Below are 16635 nucleotides of genomic sequence, written 5' to 3' on the forward strand. Positions count from 1 at the left end.
CTTAATTGAGGACGGAGACCCGCAGCGAAAACACCTCCAGCACCCGCCCCTGACCTTCCATATCGGGGACAACGGAAATCGTGCCCCCCGCGGCCGGCCGGGCGTTGGGGAACTCGACCTCGAACAGATAGTCCGACGGCAGCAGGCCCACCGTGTAGCGCGTGCGCCCGCAGTCTCCGAGCGCGCCGAAATCGCAGGTTACGGAAATCTGTGTCTCTTCTCCATCCTCCGCGCGTGCGGTGAGATTGAAGACGGCGCGTTTTCCGGCCAGCGTCTCGAGCACACCCTGCCCCACGGCGAAGGAGACGGCGGCCTCCGCCGATTCCGCGCTGATCTGCAGGAAGGTGTCGCCCTCCCGCGTCATCACTTCGGCGCTCGCGCCCGGTGACGTGCTGACCGTAGTCGGGTCCGTGGGCGTAAAAATGGTGATCCAGTTGCCCGGTTCCTCTGCACTGTCCTCGCCTGAGCGTGCGGGCGCTGTATCGCCGGAAGCGGATTCCTCATTGCGGGCAGGCTGGGAGATGTCCGGGCCGCCTGCACTATCGCCCGCCGGCTGACCGTCCCCAGCAACTATCCACCACAAGGTCAGCCCGACGGCGGCAGCCACCGCGATGACCGCAAGAAGCAGGACAATGCGGCCGATGCCCCGCCTTCTTCGGGGAGAGGACGCGCGCCTCTCGCCTTCAGGCGAGTAGGCCGCCTGCGAGCCCTCCTCGAAGGCGAGCCGGTCTTCGCGCGCCACGCGCGGCGCAAAATCGGAAGCCTGCTCCGAAGCCTGAGCCGGCGGTTGCTGGGCTGCGGGCGGCTGTTGAGCGACGGTCGGCTGCGGCGCGGAAGCGGCGAGATATTCCCGCTCGATCTCCACGATGACGGCCTTGGCCTGCTCGCGCCGGCGGCGCACCTCTTCCGCGGAAATGCCGGGCCGCCCTTCGAGCGACCGATCGAGCGCGACAAAGAGCTGCCGGTAGACCTTCTCGCGGAATGCCTTGTCGCTTGCGTTGCCCTTCTGCAGCGCGCTGGTGATCGCTTTCTTGATGGCGTCCAACACCGCCCCCTGAAATTGAAGCCTACGCATCGTTAAACGCAGGCGCGCGCGCAATCAACGTTGTTGACGGAAGCGGATAGCGCAACAATAAGGCAGCAAACCGTCAGCAGACCCTCTTGCCGTGCCTGGCGGGCAGGCTCCTGCTGCCTGATCTTCTGAACTTTAATCGCGTTATTGCACAACTGGATTTTGGGGAGTTGCCATGCTGAAGACGCCTTATCTGCTTTTTCTCGGCGACGCGCCGGACCAGCTTGCCGCCAAGGTGGCGCAAGGCATCAGGCACTGGCGTCCCGAATCCTGCGTGGGGCAGCTCCGGTTCCCCGGCTGCAATGCCGATGTCGGCCTGCCGGATATGACGGTGGAGGAGGCGCGCAAAGCGGGGGACCAAACCATGGTCATCGGCACGGCGAACCGCGGCGGTGTCATTTCGCCCGCTTGGCTTGAAACGCTGGTTGCCGCCGCCGAGGCGGGTATGGATATCGCCTCGGGCCTGCACAACCGGCTGACAGCACTGCCTACCCTGGTCGAAGCGGCGGAGCGCGCGGGTACGCGTCTCATCGATGTGCGGGTGCCGCAGCAGGAGTTTCCCATAGCCGACGGCAAGCGCCGGACCGGCAAGCGCTGCCTTGCCGTAGGCACGGATTGCTCGGTCGGCAAAATGTACACGGCGCTGGCCATAGAACGCGAAATGCGAAACCGCGGCATGAAGGCGACCTTCCGCGCGACCGGCCAGACCGGCATTCTGATCACGGGCTCGGGCATCCCGCTGGATGCGATCGTGGCGGATTTCATGGCCGGGGCGGTTGAGTGGCTCACGCCCGACAACGATCCCGACCATTGGGACCTGATCGAGGGGCAGGGCAGCCTGTTCCATCCGTCCTTCTCCGGCGTCACCATGGCGCTCATCCATGGCGGGCAGCCGGATGCGCTGGTGCTCTGCCACGAGCCGACACGCAGTCATATGCGCGGCCTGCCCCATTATGCGCTTCCCTCGCTCGAGGCCTTGCGGAATCTGGCGCTTGAGACAGCGCGCATCGTCAATCCCGATGTGCGAGTGACCGGCATTTCCGTCAACACAGCCGCCCTTGCGGAAGAAGACGCCCGGAAGTGCCTGGAGGAGATCGAGGCGTGCATGGGCCTGCCTGCAGTCGATCCGTTCCGCCAGGGTGCCGGGCGGCTGGTGGATGCACTCAGCGCATAGCGCCGGCCCAGAGATGACCCGGTTGAACGGCATGGCCTTTTGAGTTGGCTTCGCGGTCGCTTTCTGCTCTGTTGAAGCAAACATGAGGCGACTGAACATTTCACCCGAAGCAGCGCGGCGGAGAACCGCCTGCGCCCGGATAGGGAGACAGCAACATGGCTGAGGCCTACGTCTTTGACGCCGTGCGGACGCCGCGCGGCCGCGGCAAGAAGGACGGAGCGCTGCACGAAGTGCCGGCCGTGCGCCTTGCGGCAAAGGTTCTGGAAGCCGTGCGCGATCGCAACAGCCTCGATACGCAGCTGGTGGACGATATCATCTTCGGTTGTGTCGATCCCGTGGGCGAGGCGGGCTCCGTGATCCCGCGCGCAGCCGCTTTCGAGGCGGGCTATGATCTCCATGCCCCGGGCATGCAGATTTCCCGCTTCTGCGCCTCGGGTCTCGATGCCATCAATCTGGGCGCGGCCAAGATTGCCGCAGGCTCCGATGAGATCGTGATCGCAGGCGGCGTGGAGAGCATGTCGCGCGTCGGTATGGCCGCTTCGGGCGGTGCGTGGTTCATGGACCCCTCCATTGGCTTGCCTGCCTATTTCATGCCTCAGGGCGTCTCCGCGGATCTGATCGCCACGAAATACGGCTTCTCGCGCGACGATGTGGATGCCTACGCGGTCGAGAGCCAGAAGCGGGCCAAGAACGCTTGGGACAAGGGTTATTTCAAGAGCTCCGTCATCCCGATCAAGGATCAGAACGGGCTCACCATCCTCGACCGCGACGAGCACATGCGCCCCGACACCGACATGCAGGCGCTCGCTTCGCTCAATCCGTCCTTCGCGGCGGTGGGCGAGATGGGCGGCTTCGACGCCGTGGCCGTGCAGCGCTACCCCGAGCTTGAATCCATCAACCACGTGCATCATGCGGGGAACTCTTCGGGCATCGTTGACGGGGCAGCGGCCGTACTCCTGGGTTCTCGCAGGGCGGGCAAAGCCATCGGCGCAAAGCCGCGTGCCAAAATCAAGGCTTTCGCGAGCATCGGCTCCGAACCGGCTATCATGCTGACCGGGCCGATAGACGTCACGGAGAAGCTTCTGAAGAAGGCCAGGATGAAGCTTTCCGACATCGATCTGTTCGAGCTCAATGAGGCCTTCGCCTCGGTCGTGCTGCGTTACATCCAGGCCTTCGACATCGACCCCGACAGGATCAATGTGAATGGCGGCGCCATAGCCATGGGCCATCCCCTGGGCGCCACCGGCGCCATGATCTTCGGCACGGTTCTGGACGAGCTGGAGCGGCGCGACCTCAACACGGCTCTGGTCACGCTCTGTATAGGCGCCGGCATGGGCACGGCGACGATCATCGAGCGCGTCTAGAGGGGAGGAGGGGATGATGGCTGACTACACCAACTTCACCGTCGAGACCGACGCCGACGGCATCGCGCTCATCACTTGGGACATGCCCGGCCGCTCCATGAACGTCTTCACCGAAGAGGCGATGGACGAGCTTGACCGGGTTATCGACCAGGTCGCAGGTGATGCCGGCATCAAGGGCGCTGTCTTCACGTCGGGCAAGAACACGTTCTCCGGCGGCGCCGACATCTCCATGCTGCACAAGATAATGACGCGGTTCCATGAGGAAAAAGCCCGGGACCGCGAGAAAGCCGTCCGGCAGCTCTTCGAGGAGGCAGGCCGCATGAGCTGGCTCTGGCGCAAGCTGGAGACGAGCGGCAAGCCCTGGGTATCCGCCATCAACGGTACCTGCATGGGCGGCGCCCTGGAGCTTTCGCTCGCCTGCCACGGCCGCGTCGTCGCGGATGAGGAGGCTGTCAGGCTTGCATTGCCCGAGGTGAAGATCGGCATCTTTCCCGGGGCGGGCGGAACGCAGCGCGTGCCGCGGCTGACGGGTGCCGAGGAAGCCCTGCGGATGATGACCAGCGGCCAGAACCTTTCGCCGCAAAAGGCGAAGGCCGTGGGTCTCGTGCATGAGGTCGTGCCGCGCCGCAGGCTGATCGAAGCGGCCAGGAAGATGATCCTGGACGGCCTCCGCTCCGTGCAGCCCTGGGACGAGAAGGACTTCAAGGTGCCCGGCGGGCCGGTCTATTCCGCGGCGGGCGCCAATCTCTGGCCAGCGGCCATCGCCATCCTGCGCCGCGAGACCTATGGCAACTATCCCGGCGCCGCCGCGATCCTGAAATGCGTCTATGAAGGCCTGCTCGTGCCCTTCGAAACGGGCCTCAGGATCGAGCAGCGCTATTTCGCCCAGATTCTTCAGACGCGCGAAGCGGAAGCGATGAGCCGCTCCATGTTCATCTCCCTGCAGGAGCTGAACAAGGGCGCCCGCCGCCCGAAGGACGTGCCTGCGCGCAAGCTTAAGAAAGTCGGCGTGCTCGGCGCTGGCTTCATGGGCGCGGGCATCACCTATGTCACGGCGAAAGCCGGTATTCCCGTGGTGCTGATCGATCGTGATCAGGAAACGGCGGACAGGGGCAAGGCCCATTCCGCCCGGCTGATGGACGACCTCATCAAGAAGGGCCGCGCCACGGAGGCGGAGAAGGAAAAGCTTCTGTCCCTCATCACCGCAACGCCGGATTACGCGGCGCTCGAAGGAGCCGATCTCGTCATTGAGGCGGTGTTCGAGGATTCGGACGTGAAGAAGGAGGTGATCCAAAAGGCCGAAGCGTTCCTCAAATCCTCCTCTATTTTCGCCTCCAACACCTCGACCATCCCGATCAAGGGCCTGGCGAAGAATTCAAAGCGCCCCGGGAATTTCATCGGCATTCACTTCTTCTCGCCTGTGGAGCGCATGATGCTGGTGGAGATCATCCAGGGCAGAAAGACAGGCGAGAAGGCGCTGGCCGTGGCGATGGACTATGCTCGCGCCATCCGCAAAACGCCGATCGTGGTCAACGACACGCGCGGCTTCTATGTGAACCGCTGCGTGCTGCGCTACATGCAGGAAGCCTATTCCATGCTGGCCGAGGGCGTGCCCGCGCCCATGATCGAGAATGCGGCCAGGATGGCCGGCATGCCTGTCGGCCCGCTGGCGCTGACCGACGAGACGGCCATTGATCTTGCACAGAAGATTATGAGACAGACCGTCCGCGATCTTGGCGAGAAGGCCGTCGACCCGCGTCACATGGAGCTGATCGACACGATGGCCGACAAACATGGGCGCCTGGGCCGCAAGAACGGCAAGGGGTTTTACGAATATCCGCCGAAGCCCGCGAAGAAATACCTCTGGCCGGGCCTGAAAGAGCTCTACCCGCAGCAGGCCCCGGAAAAGATCGATGTCGAAGAGCTCAAGGCCCGCTTCCTCTATGTCATCGCGCTCGAGGCCGCGCGCGTCATGGAGGAAGGCATCGTGACAGACCCGCGCGAGGCGGATGTGGGCTCCATCCTCGCCTTCGGCTTCGCGCCCTATACAGGCGGCGTGCTGTCCTTCATTGACGGTGTGGGCACGGGCGAATTCGTCCGGCGCGCGCAGGACCTGCAGAAGAAATACGGCAAGCAGTTCAAGCCGCCGAAGCTGCTTCTGCAGATGGCCGAAAACGGGGAAAGCTTCTACGAGCGCTTCAGGCCGGAGACAGGTCAACTGGTAAAGGCTGCCTGACCTCCATGTATGTCTGGTTCCGGCTACTGCGCGTTGCCGCCACTCGCAATCGCCGCGGTCCATTCCAGATCGGCGGAGAGAGCCGGCTTTCCTTCCGCTGCCTGCCGACTGACGTCGATATGAATCTCCATCTCAACAATGCCCGCTACATGATGTTGGCCGACCTCGGCCGGATGGACATCTTCTTTCGTTGCGGACTGATGAGATTGGCGCGTAAGAGAGGCTGGGCCCCCTTGCTTGGCGGTCTTCAGACGGCCTTCGTGCGCGAAATCCGGCTCTGGCAGCGTTTCGAGATCGTCTCCACCATCGAGACATGGGCAGGAACGAATGTAATCGGCCGGCACCGTTTCCTGCTGGATGACGGCACCACCGCCGCCATCATCCTGACCACGGCCGGGGTCTATGACTTCCGCAACCGGGGCTTTCTCAAGATGGAGGAGGTCATGGCCGAAATCGGCCACACTGCGCCGCCGCCCAGAGAGCCCAGCGAAGAAGAGCGGGCCTTCACGGCTGTGCATCGCGATCTGCGGCGGATTGCGAAGAATGGCCGTTGAGCGCAGCCAGTCGGGCTGCATAACGCGGCTGATCGCCCGGCTGCCCTGATGAACTAAGGGTTAGAAGGGCCGTGCAGTGTATACACAAGCCGAGTCACGGCGAATCAAAACGTGACCTCCGCGGCCGGGCGTCCGCCCGATTTCCCCTATAGGCGTTAACGGAATTGCAAGCCTTCGGGGGACGTCAAAATGAAGTTTTTCTATCGCCGGTCCGCGGCGCGCACGTTCGTTGGCGCCGTCATGCTGGCTCTCCTTCCCGCGATAGCCTATGCCCAGTGCGGCGGCGCCTCATGGTATGCGCTCACGTCTAAGACCGCCTCCGGCGAGCGGATGAACCCAGCGGCATTCACCGCCGCCCACCGGAGCCTACCCTTTGGAACAAAGGTCAAGGTGATCAACCGCAGGAACGGCCAGGCGGTCACTGTGCGCATCAATGACCGCGGCCCCTTCGTGAAAGGCCGCATTCTGGATCTGTCGAAGGCGGCGGCGGAGAAGCTCGGTTTCCTGAGGGCCGGGCTTACCCAGGTATGTCTGGAGGCTTTGGACTGAGGCCGCCTGCAGAAGCACAGAAGCACGGCGGGTGGAGCCGACCTTCCACCTCCAGATCGGCCAAGGAGCCTCCGGCCCGCGATCAGCTCTGCGTTACGTGGCCTGAGAATCGAATGTCTGCCGGCAAAGGCCGGCAGACATTTTGCTCATTTTTCGCTGATCTTAAATCCCGCTTCCATCAGACCGGGTCCTGCTTCGGGTCCGGAAACAGCGCCTGAAGTTCTTCCAGAGAATTTATCTCGGTCGAGAATGCGTGCCTTTCGATGTTCCTCTGATTTTCCTGAATTACCGACTGCAGGCTGCTCCTTCCGACGGATTTCAGCTGCTCCCGGATGAAGTCCTTCGTTCCCGGGCTGAATTCCGAGCTCGTGTCTTCAAGGTCTAGGATGGCCAATGCGGGGATCAGGGAGGTTTCCATGTAGTTGGGCGCGCGATAGTCCTCGAGGTGGCGCCGCTCGCTAGGGGTAAGCTCTGCCTTTTCCTGAAGATAATTGTGCAGCCTGTCGGCCATATGGCCTCTCAGCCGAAGATCAGATGGATGCGGCCGGCCACCGTGCCCCCTGTTTGATGCGAGCGCACTTCAAGTGCTGCAAACGCTACTCTGCTGCGGCTTGAGGACAGCGCGGGTTTTTGCCAGCGAAAACGGGCCGCTCCCTTACACGATACTTTTTGGCAGGCTCTGCTCGGGCCTGATCCGGCTTTGCTTCACCCGTGCGGATTTTCCTTTCGGGGGATATAAATATCGAGCTAGCCGCCCCGCCGCGCGATGGCGCCTGCTTACTTGAAACGCGGGCGATGCCGCGGCTCTAACATCATGGCAACGGCGGCGGGTCCGGGTGCCTACAGAAGCACGGGCGGATCGAGCCGGCCCTCCACTTCCAGATCGATCAGGAAGGTTTTCCCGGCATGGGGATCGGCCTTGCGTGCTTCCTCATCCATGCCGGAGAACGCCGAGGTCGCCACGAGACGGCGCGCATCGCGGCCGATGAAGGCGGGGCAGGAGATCTGCCGCGCTGGCATGCGGATCGAGCGGATCAGCTCGCCCCGCGGACTCCAGGCGTCGATCCGCGCCCCGCCCCAGCGGGCATTCCAGATCGTGCCCTGAGCGTCGGTTACCGAGCCATCGATGCCGCCCGGCATCTGGTTGCCGTCGACGGTGAGCACCGGTTCATCTACGGGCAGGCCTGTTTCCGGGTCGCAGGCCACGCGATAGAGCCGGTTCTCGCGCGTATCGGCAAAATAGCCGATGGCGCCGTCGGGCGAGAAACAGATCGAATTGGGCACGGTGATGTGGGAGAAGAGCCGGCGCACCTCGCCTTTGAAGAACCAGTAGATCGTGCCTGCCCGCTCCTCGCTCGTCTTGCTCATCGTGCTGAACCAGAGCGCGCCGCAAGGATGAGGCCGCGCGTCGTTGGACCGGGTGTCGGGGCGGTCCGCCTCTACCTCCGCCAGCATCGTCAGCCGGCCGGTGGCGCGGTCGCGTATCTGCAGGCCCGTTTCCGTGACGAGAAGTTGGCGCTCCTCGTCGATATCGGCCAATGCGCTCGCCATCAGTGGCAGCTCGTGCACCCGCGTTTCGCCGCCTGAAAGGGGATGCTCAAGAAGCTTGCATTCCACGATGTTGAACCAAAACAGCGTGTCGATGCGCGCGTCATAGGTCGGCCCCTCGCCTAGGCGGCAGGCTATATCCGACAATACCGAAACCTCGATCTCACTCATGATGCCTCTTCTCGTCATGCGAGCAGCGCGGCCGATCACTGGCCGCCGCAAGCCTACAGGCTTCGACCCCGAATAGGAACTGCCTGCCATGGCGCCCGACTTCCCGGCGCCTTTCCTGGAGCGCGCCAGCCACGCGCCGATAGCAACAAGCGAATTCGGCATAGGCGCTGTGAACAATAGGATGTTGCCATCTGTCAATCCATCCGCGGCGAAAGGTGAACCAGACAAATGCCCGCCTCGATTTTCGGCCCACGAGCAGGCCATGCACCCGCCACAAGGCACATAGGCGCTGACCTGCCCGCTGTTCCTTTCTCTTCGGCGCCGCAACGGGCGGATGTCAATTTGCGATCCTCCCTGCTGGGCGGCGGTCTCGACAGCAAAGCCGCCGGGAATGCGGCTGCCGTCCATGCTCCGGCCTGCGCGCGGTCAGCCACGGGGGTGGTTTACCGGCTCGTCAATGGCCGGCCCGCCGCTGCCAGCGGCTCACGCTTCGGGCGTGAATGCAAGAAATTGGCGGCAACGCTCACGACCGATGAAGCAAAACTGATCGAAAACGGCATATTCCGCGGCAGCGAAGCGACCGAGGCGATCGAGCATCTCCTTGAAGGGGGTCACGGCAACCACCCGGAAGCTGAAGAATTCGAAAGCTCCGCCTCGGAGCTGTCGGAGGATGACGACTTTTCGGACGTGGATGATTTCGCATCGAGCGACGACGAAGCCGCCGAGGCGAGCGAACTGGCGGAGATGTCAGGTGCCGATAATCTTTCCGAGGCAGGCGAGCCGGCCGAAGGCATGGCATGGGAGAGCGGCGAGCATTCCCATGCCCATGAAGCACCCGAGGCACCGGAATTTACCGACATCTTCGGCCTTGCGCTGGGTCCTGCGCGGTGGGTCAGCGCCGTCTTCCGGGCAGGGCTTGCCGGAAAGGATACGATAGAGGCACTTGCGGCCTATCGACAGAGGAAAGCCGAGGTTTTCGCCCTCGAAAGGGAGATGATCGCGAAGCTCGGCGCGTGCGGACTTCCCGCGCATGTGTGAGGAGATCGAACAAGCGCTTAAGGAAGCGCGGCACCCGAAGAACTTCGCCCGTCGCCGCGCGCTGATAGGCGACGTTGCCGCCAGGATCAGCCGGCTGGCGCTGAACGCCACGGCGCGTTCCCACGCCGGCGTCACGCTCGCGGAGCAGCTGGCCGGAGGGTTGGCGCACCGGGCCGAAGAGTATCGGCGCATGGCAAACGCCGAATTCGTGGCGGCGGTAAAGTTCGGCAGCAGATGTGCCGAAATGCTCGGGTCACTCGTCGCTGTCGGCGGCGCGCCGGTCCACATGGCGAAAAACGCAGCCGGGATAGCGGGCGCGGAGGCTGCAAAGCACGCGATCGAAACAGTTCTCGGCGGTCTCACCATAGCTGAATCGGGACTTTCGATCGCCGCGGGCGGTATGGATTTTTGGGCAGATTTCGAGCGCCTGAGAATGAATGAAGAGAACCTTCGCGTGGTTCAGAAGAGCGAATCCATTCTGAAACCCGATACGAAGGAGACGCTGGGGCAGAAGTTCCGCCAGCAGGGGCGCTACATCAAGCGTCAGATGGCGGGAACGGGCGTAAATATGGCCGGCGACGCCATCAAAGTGGGCGGCGGGGCTGCGCTGGCCACTGCTGCCGGCGCGGCTGTCGGCGCGCCCATGCTCGCGGCCGGTGCGGGTCTGGGCCTGGCGGGCGATCTGTTTCGGGGCCTAGCAGTACGGAAGGAGGCTGTATCACAGGGCAGCGAGGCGTCCGAAATGGCTAAGCGGAAGCTAAAACGCCGACATGTCGCGCATCTGGTGGACCGTCTGGGTCTGCCCGCCGCCATCCGCGCCACTGAGGCAGAGATGGACCGCGCACAGGTCACCGTTGCCCAGGCGAAGCTCTTCCGGGTGATCGACAAGGTTCTGAAGAAGGAAGGCCGGACAGGGCGGCCCCGCAGCCCGCACCAGCGGTATCGATCGGTCGTCAAGGCGCTCGACGATCTCAAGCGCGGGCGCAAGACGACTCTCGTCGGCAGGGATGTCGATCGCATGCGGGATATTCTTGCCGAGCTCGTTGCATCTAGGCCGGGTGCAGGCGGGCCGGATGTCTCCGCATTTGAGGGAAGGGCGGGCGAGATCCGCTCCAGATTTTACGCCCTGCTTCTTGAAGGCGAACGGGCCACGCGCTCGCGGCGTTGGAGTTCGTCCGCCAGCAAGCCGGGGACACGTTCGGCAGGCGCATCTACCGCGAGCTCAAGATGAAGCTCTTGCCGCGAGGCCTTCGCCAGAATCCGGAGAGGTGCTTGGTAAAGCGCGTCGCCAAACAGATGAAGGCGGACGGCAAATATGAGCTCTGGCAAATCCAGAAGGACTTTCCGCCGCTCCTCAGCGCGGAGATCAGCCGGCGCTCCCGCCTGCCGGTATGGAAGGTGCTGAGGGTGCAGCGCACCGATGCCCGGCCGGGGCCGGACGTCCGCGCGCCTGTTTCTCGGTCCGATCAGGAAAGGACAGGAAAGAAACCGGTGGTTACCGTCGATGCCGATCTGGTTACGCGGATAGACATCGACCTGTAGCGGTCAGGCCGCGAAGCGATTTTAGAGCACGCCTCCGTCCGCGATCAGCACCTGTGCGGTGATGGCGCGGGAAAGGTTTGAAGCCAGGAACAGGCATGGACCGACCATGTCCGCTGGCTCAAGCTCTCTTTTGAGGCACTGCCGGGCGATAAAGGCCTCCAGCCCCTCCTTGGTTACCCAGAGCTTGCGCTGGCGTTCCGTCAAAACCCAGCCCGGTGCGATCGCGTTGACGCGGATACCGTAGGGGCCGAGTGCGCCCGCCAGGCCTTTGGTGAGTCCTACGACGCCGCCTTTTGCCGTCGTATAGGACGGCATGCCGCCTTCGTTGATCATGTAGGAGATGGAGGTGAAATTGATGATCGAACCACCGCCCAGGGATTTCATGCCCGGGATCACCGCCTGTGCGGCGAAGAAGAGCGGGCGCAGATTGATCGCCTGATTGTTGTCCCAATATTCGGGCGTTACGTCCTCGATTGCGTGGCGGTCATCGCGCGCGGCATTGTTGACGAGCACGGAAATGGTCCCGTGCGCCTCTGCGGCCTCTGCAACGGCCTTGCGCAGCGCAGAGATGTCGCGCAGGTCGGCATGAAGGAAGAGCGGCGCCCTGTGGACGGATTCGCGCAGGCTTTCGCAAAGCTGCCGGCTTTCCTCCTCCGCGATGTCGATAAAGGCCACCCGGGCGCCCTGCCGCAGAAAGCCTTCTGTGAGCGCCGCGCCGATGCCTGATCCGCCCCCCGTAATCAGGACGGAAGCGTTTTCGAGATCCGGAAAGCGTTGGGTCGGCATCATTGGCGGACGTTCCTTCTTCGTTCAGTAGGGGCAACCTTAACGGCGTACGGGCATCCTGCAAGACGGAAGGTGGCCGACCGGTATGCCGCCGGTTGGGCAACGATCCGGACGGCACCGGTCCGTGCGGAAAACGGCGCAATCGTCCGCAGTCAGTGTACCGGGCTTTGCCAGGCCTGGCCGCCGCCGCGGCGCAGATAGACGAGCGTCCGCTCCGCATCGCAGGGCCGGCCGAACAGGTAGCCCTGTCCACCCTGACAACCGAACTCCACAAGCCGGTGCACCTGCGCTTCTTCTTCGATGCCCTCGGCCACCGCTTCCATGCCCAGGCCCTCGCACATGGCGAGAATGGCGCGGATGATGTGTTCGGAAGGCCGGTCGTCCAGCACCGATGAAACGAAGGCGCGGTCGATCTTCAGCTTGTCGAAGGGGAAATCGCGCAGCCGCCCCAGACTCGACTGTCCGGTACCGAAATCGTCGAGCGAGACGCGTATCCCGACGCGCCGCAGATCCGCGATGATCCGGGCGGCGGAGGCGGGGTCGCTCATCAGGCCGCTTTCGGTGATCTCGATCTCCAGCCGCCTCGGGCTGAAACCCGTGCGCTCAAGGATGGAGAGGATCTGCAGTCCCGTGTTCTGGTCCACAAGCTGCGAGGGCGAGAGATTGAAAGACAGGAACAGCCCATCCGGCCAGTCCTGCGCGGCTTCGGCCGCCTTGCGCAGAATGAGCTGGGAGAGCTGGCTGATAATCCCGCGCTCTTCCGCGATCGGAATGAAGACTGCCGGCGAAACTTCGCCCAAATCTCGGTCTGTCCAGCGCGCGAGCGTCTCGAACCCGACCACGCGCCGCGTGGCCAGATCGACGATGGGCTGGAAGTGCGGCTCGACCTCGCCCGCGGCCACGGCACGCCTCAGCGCCTGCTCGATCCGGGTGATCCGCTTGGCGGCCTCCTCCATCTCGCGAGTGTAGACGACGACAACGCCGCGGCCTGCGCGCTTGGCTTGATAGAGCGCGGTTTCGGCTTTGTTCAGGAGAAGCTCCGTGGTGTCTTCCTCCGAGTAGAACAGCGAGCAGCCGGCGGACGCCGAAAGTCTGGCCGTGCGGTGGCCGACGTCATAGGGTGCCGAGAGAATCTCCACGAGCATCCGCGCCTTCTCAGCGGCGGCCTCCTCGCTGAAGACCATCGGGCAGAGGAAGGCGAATTCATCGGCGCCGATACGCGTGACGATGGAGTATTCATCCATGGCCGCGCGAAGGCGCATGGCGACCTGCTGCAGGATTTCGTCGCCTGCCGCACGGCCGAGAAGGTCATTGATGGGCTTGAAGCCGTCGATGTCCAACACGCCGATGGCAAAGGGTGCGGGATCGTCTGCTCGGTCGGAAATGAGCCGGTTAACCTTGTCGAAGAAGCGGCGTAGGTTCCCCAGTCCCGTCAGCGGATCGGTTAAGACGAGATCCTCCCCTGGAGGCCTGTTTGCTGGCCACGAAGGCAGCACTGACAGCATTCTTCTTATACTCCTTTTGGGGCCGCTACTTCCTTAGGCGGTAGGCAGAATGTCGACAAAATTCTTTATGAAAAGTAACGCGCTATAACAGTTCTGCGCCGGCCCGAACCCGCTGAATGCCGCCGGAGGCCCCTTGAAGCGCGCTTGACAGGCCGCTGCCTGAGCGTCATCTGCGGCGGCTATGGCCACGCTATCAGGAGATCCCGCCCATGCCGCTCAAGGTCGCCATCCAGATGGACCACATCTCCACGATCTCGATCGCCGGTGATACCACCTTTGCGCTGGCACTCGAGGCGCAGCGGCGGGGCCATGAGCTCTGGCACTATACGCCCGACCGACTTTTCCAGCGCGCGAACCGCGCGTTCGCGAAGCTTGAGCCCCTTTCCGTGCGGGACGAGCCGGGAAATCACTTCACGCTCGGCCCCGCGGCCGTCACCGATCTTTCAGAAATGGATGTAGTGCTCCTGCGCCAGGACCCGCCCTTCAACATGCACTACATCACGACCACGCATATTCTGGAGCGCATCCATCCGGCAACGCTCGTGGTCAATGATCCGGTCTGGGTGCGTAACAGCCCGGAAAAGATCTTCGTCACCGAGTTTCCCGACCTGATGCCCGATACGCTCATCACGCGCGATCCCAAGGAGGTGGATGCCTTCCGCGCCGAGCACGGGGACATCATCGTCAAGCCGCTCTACGGCAATGGCGGCGCTGGCATCTTCCATCTGCATGAAGCCGACCGGAATCTCGCCTCCCTCCTCGAGCTCTTCATGCAGATGTTCCGCGAGCCCTTTATCGTGCAGCGTTATCTTAAGGAGGTGCGTGGCGGCGACAAGCGCATCATCCTGATCGACGGCGAGCCGGTGGGGGCCATCAACCGGGTTCCGGCCGAGCACGATTCCCGCTCCAACATGCATGTGGGCGGCCGTGCGGAACCGACGGAGATCACCGAGCGTGAGCGCGAAATCTGCGCCCGCATCGGCCCCACGCTCAGGGAACGCGGCTTCGTGCTCGTCGGTATCGACGTGATCGGCAGCTATCTCACCGAGATCAACGTGACCTCCCCGACCGGGGTGCGCGAGGTGAAAAGGTTCGGCGGGGCGGACATTGCCGCGCTGTTCTGGGACGCGGTGGAAGCGCGGCGCGCCCGCTGACGGATGTTCGCGCGCTGCAACCCGATGCACCACAATTTAAACCGAAAGCTTTTCGTTGTTCGCGAAACGTTCTTGATCCGGTCCGCAACCTGTGCTTGATTTCCCCCTGAGGGCAAATTGAGCAGGGGCGCCATAAGGCGGGGGACAGTGGTTTCGCATGTGCGTACGATTGCGTTCGAGGGGGTCGAGACCGTCCCCGTAGACGTGCAGGTCATGGTTGCGCCGGGCAAGATGGGCATCCACATCGTCGGCCTGGGCGACAAGGCGGTCGCGGAAAGTCGCGAGCGGGTGCAGGCCGCGCTTCACGCCTCCGGGCTCTCCATGCCGCCCAAGAAGGTCACGGTCAATCTGGCGCCCGCGGACCTGCCGAAGGAAGGCAGCCACTACGATCTTCCGATCGCGCTCGGTTTGATGGCCGCGCTCGGCGCCATACCGGCTGACGTGCTCGACGGCTATGTGGTGCTTGGGGAGCTCGCGCTGGACGGCACCGTCGCGCGCGTGACTGGCGTTCTGCCCGCGGCGATCGGCGCCAACGCCATGGGCCGGGGGCTGATCTGCCCGTATGACTGCGGGCCGGAGGCGGCCTGGGCAAGCGCGGATCTCGACATTCTCGCGCCACGCAGCCTGATTGCGCTCGCCAATCATTTTCGCGGGACACAGGTGATGAGCAGGCCCGAACCGGCCATGGGGCCGCCGCAGGGCAATCTGCCGGACCTTGCCGACATCAAGGGCCAGGAGGGCGCCAAACGGGCGCTGGAGGTGGCGGCCGCGGGCGGCCACAATCTCTTAACGTTATGCTACATTAATTTCACGATTAGCATCAAACAGCGAGTTTGATGTGAGATTGATACACGCACACCTCGTGCTGGCCGAAACCACCGATGCCGCAAGGCGTGGGTGAAATGCGGAGCGGCGTTCTGTCGGGGCAAATCGCGGCGATCTGCATCAGCGCCTGACCGCAACGGTGGTGATGCTCCGGCGCAACCGGGCAGCGCGCAATCGGCAACGGGCGCAACGGCCGCGGCATGATGGGCAGGCACGGCAGGTCGAATCCCCGGAAACGTACGCGGCACCTGATCAAACTTGGCGGTCTCGTCGTCATGCGCGAGGCGTCTGGACAAAACTCGGAAACATGGCATTCGAGGCCGAACAAGCAGACGCGCAACGGTTGGAGGCGCAGCACGATCGCGCGTGATCTATGGCGGACGGCGCGGAGACCCTTTGCTACCGCAGCGCTGCTGCACGAGAACAATGTGATTCTGCGATCTCAAGGGCTCGAACCAGCTCATACCTAAGGCTGGATCTTTTGCATTCGTGGGATGTCGGCTATGAGGACGCGGCCGCATTCCGCCGCATCTTCAAGCGCATCGTCCACGTCACGCCGGGGGCCTATCGCCGGAGGTTCAGCCATCCCAACTTCACTTGAAGGCAGGTGTTGAGAATGTCTGTTCTCGTTCTATCGGGGGATGATATATTTGACAAACCAAGGGATCGAGGAACATGAAACGAGATTGGACCGATAGCCGATTCAATCTGTCGCATTCCCCGCGCAAGCTTTGATGAGTCAAGCTGCCTCCCCGCCAAGCTAGGAAGGTAGCCATGGCTTCGCTCGGTCTATGGGCGGTTCGTCTATTACGGCGACTGCCGCAATGGAGCATCCTGCCGCCACCGCTATTGACAGCGGTGGCGCGATGCGCATGACGCTATACGACTAGTCAGCGCTCTTACGGTAGTCGGCCAGGTCTCGCCTTTGCATCAGCCTGCCCAGTCCAGTTGCCCGTTGCGGTGGCAATTCAGGATTTTGCAGCGCTCGCTCATAATCGAACTCTACACCGGTAAGGGCGCTGTAGATTGCCAGTCCGACGGCCTGTGCCATAATAGGAGGCAGGGCATTGGCGATCTGTCTTTTTTGAACCTTCTTTTGCTTGTCGGACCTCTCAGA

15 protein-coding genes and 2 pseudogenes are annotated in these 16635 nt (G+C 63.2%); 11 read left to right on the top strand and 6 right to left on the bottom strand.

Annotated elements, in window-relative coordinates:
* Position 1: 1 nt before the first annotated feature.
* Positions 2–1045, bottom strand: a complete 1044-nt coding sequence (locus NYR54_RS03355) for a hypothetical protein (RefSeq protein WP_261514046.1) — start codon at positions 1043–1045, stop codon at positions 2–4.
* A gap of 202 nt (positions 1046–1247) precedes the next feature.
* Here NYR54_RS03355 and dgcN point away from each other — a divergent pair, with 202 nt between their 5' ends.
* The 5 genes from dgcN (at position 1248) to NYR54_RS03380 (ending at position 6949) form a co-directional block, all read left to right on the top strand.
* The gene (gene dgcN, locus NYR54_RS03360) at positions 1248–2246 is read left to right on the top strand and encodes an N-acetyltransferase DgcN (RefSeq protein WP_261514048.1); all 999 of its coding nucleotides are present in this window, start codon (positions 1248–1250) and stop codon (positions 2244–2246) included.
* A 155-nt stretch (positions 2247–2401) separates the two neighbouring features.
* On the top strand, positions 2402–3610 hold the full coding sequence (locus tag NYR54_RS03365; RefSeq protein ID WP_261514049.1) for an acetyl-CoA C-acetyltransferase: 1209 nt from the start codon (positions 2402–2404) through the stop codon (positions 3608–3610).
* Positions 3611–3626: 16 nt separating this feature from the next.
* Positions 3627–5846, top strand: coding sequence for a 3-hydroxyacyl-CoA dehydrogenase NAD-binding domain-containing protein (locus NYR54_RS03370; RefSeq protein ID WP_261514050.1), 2220 nt, complete (start codon positions 3627–3629; stop codon positions 5844–5846).
* A 5-nt stretch (positions 5847–5851) separates the two neighbouring features.
* Entirely contained in the window at positions 5852–6400 is a 549-nt protein-coding gene (locus NYR54_RS03375; RefSeq protein WP_261514051.1) for a thioesterase family protein, read from the top strand.
* 189 nt (positions 6401–6589) lie between these two features.
* Positions 6590–6949: a septal ring lytic transglycosylase RlpA family protein gene (locus tag NYR54_RS03380; RefSeq protein WP_423738555.1), complete on the top strand. Its 360-nt coding sequence runs from the start codon at positions 6590–6592 to the stop codon at positions 6947–6949.
* A gap of 178 nt (positions 6950–7127) precedes the next feature.
* On the opposite strand, the gene NYR54_RS03385 is transcribed toward NYR54_RS03380, so the two are convergent.
* Together NYR54_RS03385 and NYR54_RS03390 are read right to left on the bottom strand one after the other, a co-directional pair.
* On the bottom strand, positions 7128–7460 hold the full coding sequence (locus tag NYR54_RS03385; RefSeq protein ID WP_261514052.1) for a hypothetical protein: 333 nt from the start codon (positions 7458–7460) through the stop codon (positions 7128–7130).
* Positions 7461–7789: 329 nt separating this feature from the next.
* Complete coding sequence (locus tag NYR54_RS03390; protein ID WP_261514053.1) at positions 7790–8668, bottom strand: SMP-30/gluconolactonase/LRE family protein; 879 nt, start codon at positions 8666–8668, stop codon at positions 7790–7792.
* Between the two features lie 342 nt (positions 8669–9010).
* On the opposite strand from NYR54_RS03390, the gene NYR54_RS03395 reads away from it, so the two are divergent.
* The 3 genes from NYR54_RS03395 to NYR54_RS03405 are packed head-to-tail and all read left to right on the top strand — an operon-like array spanning position 9011 to position 11248.
* Positions 9011–9706, top strand: a complete 696-nt coding sequence (locus tag NYR54_RS03395; protein ID WP_261514054.1) for a hypothetical protein — start codon at positions 9011–9013, stop codon at positions 9704–9706.
* Positions 9699–10937 (top strand): hypothetical protein, encoded by a 1239-nt coding sequence (locus NYR54_RS03400; protein ID WP_261514055.1) that lies wholly within the window; start codon positions 9699–9701, stop codon positions 10935–10937. The genes NYR54_RS03395 and NYR54_RS03400 overlap by 8 nt, the downstream gene beginning before the upstream one ends.
* Positions 10938–10978: 41 nt before the next feature.
* Positions 10979–11248, top strand: coding sequence for a hypothetical protein (locus tag NYR54_RS03405; RefSeq protein ID WP_261514056.1), 270 nt, complete (start codon positions 10979–10981; stop codon positions 11246–11248).
* 21 nt (positions 11249–11269) lie between these two features.
* Here the strand turns inward: NYR54_RS03405 and NYR54_RS03410 are convergent, their stop codons facing one another.
* Together NYR54_RS03410 and NYR54_RS03415 are read right to left on the bottom strand one after the other, a co-directional pair.
* The gene (locus NYR54_RS03410) at positions 11270–12037 is read right to left on the bottom strand and encodes an SDR family NAD(P)-dependent oxidoreductase (RefSeq protein ID WP_261514057.1); all 768 of its coding nucleotides are present in this window, start codon (positions 12035–12037) and stop codon (positions 11270–11272) included.
* A gap of 149 nt (positions 12038–12186) precedes the next feature.
* The gene (locus NYR54_RS03415; RefSeq protein WP_261514059.1) at positions 12187–13539 is read right to left on the bottom strand and encodes a putative bifunctional diguanylate cyclase/phosphodiesterase; all 1353 of its coding nucleotides are present in this window, start codon (positions 13537–13539) and stop codon (positions 12187–12189) included.
* Between the two features lie 209 nt (positions 13540–13748).
* Here NYR54_RS03415 and gshB point away from each other — a divergent pair, with 209 nt between their 5' ends.
* The 3 genes and pseudogenes from gshB to NYR54_RS03430 all read left to right on the top strand — a co-directional run.
* The gene (gshB, locus tag NYR54_RS03420) at positions 13749–14693 is read left to right on the top strand and encodes a glutathione synthase (RefSeq protein WP_261514060.1); all 945 of its coding nucleotides are present in this window, start codon (positions 13749–13751) and stop codon (positions 14691–14693) included.
* 147 nt (positions 14694–14840) lie between these two features.
* Positions 14841–15482 (top strand): annotated as a pseudogene (locus NYR54_RS03425) (magnesium chelatase domain-containing protein); the annotation flags it as partial.
* A 523-nt stretch (positions 15483–16005) separates the two neighbouring features.
* Positions 16006–16119, top strand: a pseudogene (locus tag NYR54_RS03430) (GlxA family transcriptional regulator); the annotation flags it as partial.
* A 285-nt stretch (positions 16120–16404) separates the two neighbouring features.
* On the opposite strand, the gene NYR54_RS03435 reads toward NYR54_RS03430, so the two are convergent.
* Positions 16405–16635: hypothetical protein (locus NYR54_RS03435; RefSeq protein ID WP_261514061.1), on the bottom strand; the 231-nt coding region annotated here is incomplete at its 5' end.

The sequence above is a fragment of the Chelativorans petroleitrophicus genome (genome assembly GCF_025398195.1).
Taxonomy (GTDB): Bacteria; Pseudomonadota; Alphaproteobacteria; order Rhizobiales; family Rhizobiaceae; genus Chelativorans; species Chelativorans petroleitrophicus.

Bases quoted from the DNA above. Each gene is read 5' to 3' on its own strand.
- dgcN (WP_261514048.1), top strand. From the start codon at position 1,248: ATGCTGAAGACGCCTTATCTGCTTTTTCTCGGCGACGCGCCGGACCAG.
- NYR54_RS03365 (WP_261514049.1), top strand. From the start codon at position 2,402: ATGGCTGAGGCCTACGTCTTTGACGCCGTGCGGACGCCGCGCGGCCGC.
- NYR54_RS03370 (WP_261514050.1), top strand. From the start codon at position 3,627: ATGGCTGACTACACCAACTTCACCGTCGAGACCGACGCCGACGGCATC.
- NYR54_RS03375 (WP_261514051.1), top strand. From the start codon at position 5,852: ATGTATGTCTGGTTCCGGCTACTGCGCGTTGCCGCCACTCGCAATCGC.
- NYR54_RS03380 (WP_423738555.1), top strand. From the start codon at position 6,590: ATGAAGTTTTTCTATCGCCGGTCCGCGGCGCGCACGTTCGTTGGCGCC.
- NYR54_RS03385 (WP_261514052.1), bottom strand. From the start codon at position 7,460: ATGGCCGACAGGCTGCACAATTATCTTCAGGAAAAGGCAGAGCTTACC.
- NYR54_RS03390 (WP_261514053.1), bottom strand. From the start codon at position 8,668: ATGAGTGAGATCGAGGTTTCGGTATTGTCGGATATAGCCTGCCGCCTA.
- NYR54_RS03400 (WP_261514055.1), top strand. From the start codon at position 9,699: ATGTGTGAGGAGATCGAACAAGCGCTTAAGGAAGCGCGGCACCCGAAG.
- NYR54_RS03410 (WP_261514057.1), bottom strand. From the start codon at position 12,037: ATGATGCCGACCCAACGCTTTCCGGATCTCGAAAACGCTTCCGTCCTG.
- NYR54_RS03415 (WP_261514059.1), bottom strand. From the start codon at position 13,539: ATGCTGTCAGTGCTGCCTTCGTGGCCAGCAAACAGGCCTCCAGGGGAG.
- gshB (WP_261514060.1), top strand. From the start codon at position 13,749: ATGCCGCTCAAGGTCGCCATCCAGATGGACCACATCTCCACGATCTCG.